9 protein-coding genes are annotated in these 7,166 nt (G+C 71.1%); 1 reads left to right on the top strand and 8 read right to left on the bottom strand.

Features of this window, described 5'->3' with window-relative positions; genetic code table 11:
* From RWP81_RS12615 to RWP81_RS12590, 6 genes are all read right to left on the bottom strand, one after another.
* Positions 1-423: fructose PTS transporter subunit IIA (locus RWP81_RS12615; protein ID WP_314456606.1), on the bottom strand; the 423-nt coding region annotated here is incomplete at its 3' end.
* A gap of 18 nt (positions 424-441) precedes the next feature.
* On the bottom strand, positions 442-1,407 hold the full coding sequence (locus RWP81_RS12610; RefSeq protein ID WP_314456604.1) for a 1-phosphofructokinase family hexose kinase: 966 nt from the start codon (positions 1,405-1,407) through the stop codon (positions 442-444).
* Positions 1,404-2,186, bottom strand: a complete 783-nt coding sequence (locus RWP81_RS12605) for a DeoR/GlpR family DNA-binding transcription regulator (protein WP_055955335.1) — start codon at positions 2,184-2,186, stop codon at positions 1,404-1,406. Before RWP81_RS12605 ends, RWP81_RS12610 begins: the two co-directional genes overlap by 4 nt.
* Positions 2,187-2,387: 201 nt before the next feature.
* Positions 2,388-3,563 (bottom strand): ABC transporter substrate-binding protein, encoded by a 1,176-nt coding sequence (locus RWP81_RS12600; protein ID WP_314456602.1) that lies wholly within the window; start codon positions 3,561-3,563, stop codon positions 2,388-2,390.
* A gap of 27 nt (positions 3,564-3,590) precedes the next feature.
* Positions 3,591-4,238 (bottom strand): flavin reductase family protein, encoded by a 648-nt coding sequence (locus RWP81_RS12595; protein ID WP_314456600.1) that lies wholly within the window; start codon positions 4,236-4,238, stop codon positions 3,591-3,593.
* Entirely contained in the window at positions 4,231-5,319 is a 1,089-nt protein-coding gene (locus tag RWP81_RS12590; protein ID WP_314456598.1) for an urea carboxylase-associated family protein, read from the bottom strand. The genes RWP81_RS12595 and RWP81_RS12590 overlap by 8 nt, the downstream gene beginning before the upstream one ends.
* 130 nt (positions 5,320-5,449) lie before the next feature.
* Here RWP81_RS12590 and RWP81_RS12585 point away from each other — a divergent pair, with 130 nt between their 5' ends.
* Positions 5,450-6,151, top strand: coding sequence for a GntR family transcriptional regulator (locus RWP81_RS12585; RefSeq protein ID WP_314456596.1), 702 nt, complete (start codon positions 5,450-5,452; stop codon positions 6,149-6,151).
* Positions 6,152-6,304: 153 nt separating this feature from the next.
* Here the strand turns inward: RWP81_RS12585 and RWP81_RS12580 are convergent, their stop codons facing one another.
* Together RWP81_RS12580 and RWP81_RS12575 are read right to left on the bottom strand one after the other, a co-directional pair.
* Positions 6,305-6,724 (bottom strand): hypothetical protein, encoded by a 420-nt coding sequence (locus tag RWP81_RS12580; protein ID WP_314456594.1) that lies wholly within the window; start codon positions 6,722-6,724, stop codon positions 6,305-6,307.
* Positions 6,725-6,800: 76 nt separating this feature from the next.
* Positions 6,801-7,010 carry a hypothetical protein gene (locus RWP81_RS12575; RefSeq protein ID WP_314456592.1) on the bottom strand — a complete coding sequence of 70 codons (210 nt, stop codon included), beginning with the start codon at positions 7,008-7,010 and terminating at the stop codon, positions 6,801-6,803.
* Positions 7,011-7,166 lie beyond the last annotated feature (156 nt).

Below are 7,166 nucleotides of genomic sequence, written 5' to 3'. Positions count from 1 at the left end.
CACCGCGTCTTCGGGCGCCTGCGCGGCACGCAGGCCCGACATGAAGTCGTTCTTCATGAGGCTGCGGGCGAGCTGCGACAGCACCGAGAGGTGGGCCTCGTCGGCACCCGAGGGGGCGGCGATGAGGAACACGATGTCGGCGGGACCGTCCGGAGCGCCGAAGTCGACGCCCGGGGTCAGGCGTGCGAACGCGAGCGTGGGCTCGGTGACCGAGGCGCTGCGCGCGTGCGGGATGCCGATACCGCCGGGCAGGCCGGTCTCGTCCTTCTGCTCGCGGGCCCAGGCGTCGTCGAACAGTTCTTGTGCGCTCGTCGCGCGGCCCTGCGCGACGACGCGCTCGGCGAGGGCGCGGATCACCGACTGCTTGTCGGTACCCAGGGGCACGTCGAGTGTGACGAGCTCCGGCGTGATGATGTCGGACATTGTCAATGACCTCCGTGGTCAGGATGTAGCGATGGGGGTGGCGAAGTCGGTGACGACGATGGGTGCTGTGGGCAGGTCGTCGGGTGTCGGGGCCTGGGTCCCCGGCAGGGTCGCGGCAGCGGCGCCGTAGGCGATGCTGCGCGCGAGGCGGTCGGGGGCGCTGGCCCCCTCGAGGTCGGCCAGCAGGTAACCGGCGAGCGAGCTGTCACCCGCGCCGACAGTGCTGGCGACCTGGATCTTGGGGGCGCGTCCGCGCCAGTCGCCGTCGGCCGTGAACAGCAGCGCGCCGTCGGCTCCGAGGGTGACGAGAGCGGATGCCACGCGGCCGGGCACCAGGACCCGGGCGCGCCGAGCGGCTTCGGCGAGGACGTCGGTGTCGGACGCCGCATCTTCGCCCACGAGTTCGGCGAGCTCTTCGTGGTTGGGCTTGATCAGGTCGGGGCGAGCGGTCTCGACGACGGCGGCGAGAGCGGCACCCGACGCGTCGACAGCGATGCGGGGAGCCGCGGCCCCCCACCGCGAGCGGACGGCGCCCACCAGATCGGCGTAGAACGAGGCAGGAAGCCCCGGCGGCAGCGAACCGGCGAGCACGAGCCAGGTGGCCCCCTCGGCCGCCGCGACGACGCCGGCGACAAGCGCCTCGGCCTCGGCGGCCGTGAGTTCGACGCCGGGCAGGTTCAGCTTCGTGGTCTCGCCCGACGGGTCGGTGATGGTGAGGTTGGCGCGCGCGCGGCCACCGACCTCGACGGTCTGCAGGGCGATGCCGGTGTCTTCGAGCAGCATCCGGTACGGATCGTGCGCATTCACGGGCACGACAGCACGCGCCGGAGCACCCGCGGCGGACACGACACGGGCGACGTTGACGCCCTTGCCGCCCGCGTCCTCACGCGACGACAGGGCGCGCTGCACCTCGCCGGGGGCGAGGGCGTCCGAGAGCACGACGGCGCGGTCGGCCGACGGGTTGGCGGTGACGGTGACGATCATGCGACACGCACCTCGACGTCGGCGTCGGCGAGGGCTTCCGCCAGGGCTGCGGGCGGGGCCGCATCGGTGACGAGCACGTCGATCTCGTCGAGTCGGGCGAAGCGCACGAGCAGTTCCTCTCCGAATTTGGCCGCGTCGGCGACGAGGACGACGCGACGAGCCGATTGGATGATGGCGGCTTTGACGGCCGCCTCCTCGGGGTCGGGGGTGCTCAGGCCGAAGCCGGCGCTGAGTCCGTTGGTGCCCACGAAGGCGATGTCGGGGCGCAGCTGCGCGATGGCACCGACGGTGTGCGCACCGACCGCGGCCGCGGTGACGCCGCGCACGCGCCCGCCGATCGTGGTGAGCGAAAGCTGCTCCTCGCCCGCGAGCAGATGCGCCGCTTCGAGCGAGTGCGTGACGACCTCGACGCCGCCGCCCGTTCCGAGCGTCTCGGGCAGCATCGCCGCTACGGCGGCGGGGGTGGTGCCGCCGTCGAAGAAGATCGAGCCGCGGAAGGACGCGCCGAGCAGGCTCGCGGCTTCGGCGGCGATCGCGCGTTTGGCATCGCCCTGACGGTCACGACGTTCGGTGAGCGTCGACTCGGCGGTGCTCGCCCGATCGGTGCTGACCGCACCGCCGTGCACGCGTCGCAGCGAGCCGGTGCCCTCGAGGCGGTCGAGATCGCGTCGGACGGTCTCGGTCGTGACGTCGAAGCGGCGGGCGAGGTCGACGACGCTGACGCGTCCGACATCTCGCAGTTCGCGCTCGATGAGCTGCTGGCGCTCCATTGCGTACACGGGATCCCCTTCGAAGATTCCCACACAATACAACAAAATCCCACATGCTTCAAGATTCAGCTACATGAAGCAACAGATTCGTACGGCGAGATCGGCCTCCCTCAACTCAACCGCATCCTCGCGCTCAGGAAACGACGAGCGGAACCCGAAACGGTGGGGCAACGGCGTCTTCCGCCGTCACCCCACCGCAGGCTGCACCTTTCAGGGCAGCGAGATCCCGGCATCCAGGAAGCGGTTCGTCGCCAAGTCCTCCGGCGTCAGCCCCTCTCGGACGTCCACGCCCTTCTCCGCGAGGATGGGCGACACGATCCGCTGCACCTCGGCGACCCGGTCCTCGTCGAAGGAGCCGAAGATCCCGTCGGCCCCGTCTGCCACCAGGCCCAACTCCCGCTGCTGCACGGTCGAGTTCGCCGCCTCCGCGGCCGGGTACACCCACCCGTTGTCGTAGGCCTCGACGGCGCGGACGAGCAGGTCGTTGGCAGCGGAGGGGTCGGCGAAGTAGTCGACGTTCGCCTGCTGCACGACGGGCACGAGCTTTTCGAGGCAGTCCTTCTGCGCGGTGACGTCGTCGGCTCGCACGGAGAGCGCCACGGCGTAGATCGGGTAGCCGGTGTCGGCGACGAGCTGGTACGACAGCGGGCGTCCCCATTCGGCGATGGCGTTCTCGTACACCCACGGCTCGACGGTGGCGAAGCCCTGCTGCGCGTCTTTGCCGTCGGCTGCGACGAACGCCGCGGGGGTGCCGTCGTAGGAGCCGTCGAGCTGGTCGGGGCGGAGCTGCCCGGAACCGACCAGGTAGTCCATGTAGGTGGTGCCGTCGAAGTAGCGCACGGTCGCCGTGGTGCGGCCGATGTCGGCGATCGTTCGCGCGTCGGGGTAGGTCTGCGGGTCCCACATGATCGCCCAGGGCGCCTTCTCGAAGGTCGACATCACGGCGGTCGTCGGCAGGGTGCCGGACGCGGCGATCGCGTCGTCGGTGTTGACCCACCCCAGCAGGATGTCGGGGTCGGTGTACATCTGCGAAGGAACGCCCTGGAATCCGATCGCCGGTCCCCCGGCGCGGATCTCGACGTCGACGCCGGTCCACTCGCCCGCGGCCAGGAGCGGACCCGACACGCTCTTGCGCGACGCATCGATCTCGGCATCCGGCCCCAGCAGCGCGGACAACCCGCCCTGCTCGGCCTGTGGGTTCCAGTCGGTCTGGATGACGACGGTCGATGGGCAGACGCCCGAGAGGTCGACGGCGCCGATCTCGGCTCCGGACGACGGGGGTGCCGCCGTTCCGGCGGCGCTTCCCGCCCCGGCGCAGGCGCTGAGGGCGAGAGCGGCGGTGGCGAGGGTGGCTGCGGCGGCGAGGCCGCGGCGATAGGGGGACATGGATGCTCCTTGCGGTTCGGGTGGGGCTCAGAGGGTGTCGAGAGACGTGGATGCCGGCTGGCCGGCGAGCGTGAAGCGATCGAGGGTGGAGGTGTAGAAGCTGGCGCCGAAGCGGCCGATGGGGGCGTAATCGGCGAGGCGGACGCGCATGAGGTCGCGATCGATGAGACCGGCGCGGGTCCGCAGCCGACGGATGCGGCCGAAGAAGATCTCGCGGCTGGGGATGTCGAGGCGCTGCCACAACTCGCACTCCAGCGCCACGGGAGCGGCGGCGATGACGGGCGGGCGCACCGTCTCGGCTCCGACCGTGGCGATACCGAGGAGGGCGAGCTCGTCGACGTCGGAGGGATGCCGCGCGCTCGTGGCATCCATCTGCTCGGCGAGCGGGCGATCGACGAGGTGCACGACGAACTCGCCCGTCGCGTCGATGTTGGCCGCGGTGTCCTTGCGTCCACCTCCCGCGGGACGGTCGATGCTCACCATGAGCAGGGGCGGGTCCTCCCCCACCATCGCGAACATGGAGAAGGGCGCGGCGTTGACCACTCCGCGCGCGTCTACGGTCGTGATCCACGCGATGGGTCGGGGAACGATGAGACCTGCGAGGAGCTTGTAGCGCTCGTAGGGCGGCAGAACGTCGAAGTCCTCGACCTCGTGCGGTGCCGGCGTCTCAGGCATGGCTGGCCACCCACCAGCTCAGGAGCAGGTCGCGGAGCGCCGCTTCGTCGTCGTCGCCGTACAGGTCCCGCCGGGCGTGCGCGCCGAGCAGCGCGACCTCCGCGTCACCGAGGCGCACCTCCAGGCGCTCGGTGGTGACGGGGGTGCGGGCGAAGTGCGGGGCGTACTCGGGATCCCTCGCGAGCGAGCGCTCGGCGCGGATGGCGGGCTGCGCGAAGTCGGCGGGCGTCCGCTGGGCGCGGTGGCTGAGCAGGGCCGGGACCGCCGCGAGGTCGCTGTCCGCGGCATCCATCACCGTGACGTCGAGGGGGCGGAGCGCGTAGTTGCTCGTGCGGAAGATGTCGTTGCCGCAGACGTTCGGCACCGCGAGCACGTCCATCAGGGCGAGGAGCTCGACGAACGCGTCCGCCGGGGTGTGCTGGTGAACGACCTCGCACGTGCCGTCGGGCTGCACCCGCGTCGCCATGAACAGGTTGAACGAGTCGTGCACGTCGTCGGGCGTGAGGCCGTACTCGCGCTGCGCCTCGGCCTGCATGTCGGCGCAGTTCGTGTGCTCCTCGAAGCCGAACATCGACTCGTACATCGCGGCGCTGCACCGTGGGAAGAGCGTGTCGTTGAGACCGGCGTCGTCGGTGAGCAGGTGCATCATCGCCCGCTCGCGCGGCGGTGCCGACCAGAGGAACGACCCCTGGCCGGGGTGGATGCCGTGCAGGGTGCGCGTGCGGCCGACGTGCAACGCCTCGCGGTAGTCGTGGAGGTTGAACACGTTCAGGTCGGCGCACTGGTCGCCCGAGACCTGCGCGACACGCAGGATCTGGCCGGCGCGGACCTCGAACGCCTTGCCCGTGCCGGGCTCGAGCCGATGCCGCTCGCGGACGACGCGTTCGGAGGTGGGCGGGAAGGCGACGTCGTCGCGCCAGGTCCACGCAACGGCCTGCACGCCGGGGAGGGCTCGACGGCGGACCCCGGATGCCGTCTCGACGAGGGCCGTGCGGGCGAGGTCGTCGAGATCGTGGGCTTCGCCGGCGGCGAGGGAGCGATCGAAGAGTTCGCGTTGCTGGGCGGTGAGGGTGACGTACACGCGGTGGTCCTTTCTGTATACAGAATTAGGTCTACTCCGTATACACACGCCGCGCGTTTCGCCGCTGCGTCGAACAGATTTCGGCCGACCAAGGCACGGCTGCCATCCGGGCGGCGTATACAGTCGGTTCATGACCCGAGCGACGCACGCGGAAGACTCCCGCCCCGCGGAACGCGCCGAACGCGCCTACGCGGCGCTTCGGGCGGCCATCATCGAGGGCGCGCTCACGCCGGGGACCAAACTCGGCGAAGAGGCTCTCGCCGCCCACTACGGGGTGAGTCGCACCCTCGTTCGAAGCGTCCTGCAGCGACTCGTCGGCGACGGCGTCGTCGACTCACCCCCCGGTCGCTCCGCGGCCGTCGCCCGACCCACCATCGACGAGGCCAAGAACGCCTTCACGGTGCGGGCCGCGCTGGAGCGACAGGTCGCGCGGCTGCTGGCGGAGCGCCGGGATGCCGCCGCGCTCGCGCGCCTCCGGGCACACGTGCAGGCTGAACGAGCAGCCTGGGAGTCACGACGGGCAACGGTGTCGGCCCGCCTCGGCGGCGAGTTCCACCTGCTGCTCGCCCGCGAGACCGGGAACGAGCTCCTCCTGCGCTACATGTCGGAGGTCGTCTCGCGCACCGCGCTGATCCTGTCGATCTACGGCCGCGACATCGACCAGGAGGCCTCGATCGCCGAGCATGAGGACCTGCTCGCCTTACTCGAGGCGGGCGACACGGATGCCGCCGGCGCGCTGGCCGAGCACCACCTCGCCGACGTCGAACGCAAGAGCCTCGGGCGCGAAGCGGGGAGCGGCGACGAGCTGCTGTCGGTGCTCGCCCGGTACTGAGGCGCGGTTCAGCCACACCACGCGCCTCGCCCGACGATCCGTCCCCGCCCTCGGCACCGCATTGGCGGCCGGACACCCTCAGCCGGCGTTCAGAACCTCACGGGGAAAGGAGAACTCGCACGCGCGTCACCCATCAGCACGGCCCGTCGGCGGTCAGTACTCGGACACCGCGATCGTGAACGAGACCGTGGCGCCGTCGGGACCCGTGACGGTGGCCGCGGTGCTGCCCACCTCGCGCACGATGAACCCGGGCCGGAAGACGGCACCCTCCGAGGGACCGCCCGCGGAGAACTCCGCGACGGCGACGTCTGCGGTCGTCCCTCTCCACTCCGCCTCGCTGCCCTCGGGCACGGCGAGCACGAGCGAGGTGCCCCGGATGACACGGACGTCCGTGCCCTCGAGGTCGTTCGGCGCGACGGTGGTCGGCGGCAGCATCTGGTCCATCCCGGAGGGCGATGGAGCGGTCGACACCGCCGGATCCGCGGTCGATGGGTCTTCGGATGCCGTCGGGGTGCAGCCGGCGACCAGCAACGGCAGGGCCGCGGCCACAACGACGATGCTGATGCGCTTCACGAGGACCTCCTTCCGGGATGCTATCCCGCCGCGTTGCGACCGCGCGGAGGTGGAGCCGTGTCGTCCTCTCCCGTACTCAGTCGCCGTCGGCCGCCTGCGCGGAGTCGCCCAGCGAAATCTCGATCGAGGTCGTCGAGTCGTCGGCGAGGCCGAGCAGACCGGTGGGCGAGGCAGCTGGTCGATCGTCGTCGGGCAGCAGCTCGGCTTCCGTCTGCGGCCGAGCAGGCTCACCCGGGAGGCCCGCCCACTCGCTCGGTTCCTCTGGTCGCTGTACGAAGAGTCCCATGGCTCCATTGTCGCCCCGTCGCGACCTCGTGCGTGGGCGGGGATGTGGCGGACCTCGACAACTGATGCCCCCTCGACGCCCGTTCTCCGGCGGGGGGCGGCGAAGATGAGTTGCCCCGCCGTGAACGAGCGTGCTTTGATGAGCGCAGTCCTGGGG

The organism is uncultured Microbacterium sp. (assembly GCF_963521695.1).
In the GTDB taxonomy this organism is placed as follows: domain Bacteria; phylum Actinomycetota; class Actinomycetes; order Actinomycetales; family Microbacteriaceae; genus Microbacterium.
The sequence above is the reverse complement of the archived record's forward strand: the minus strand, read 5'-3'. Positions and strand labels throughout refer to the sequence as shown.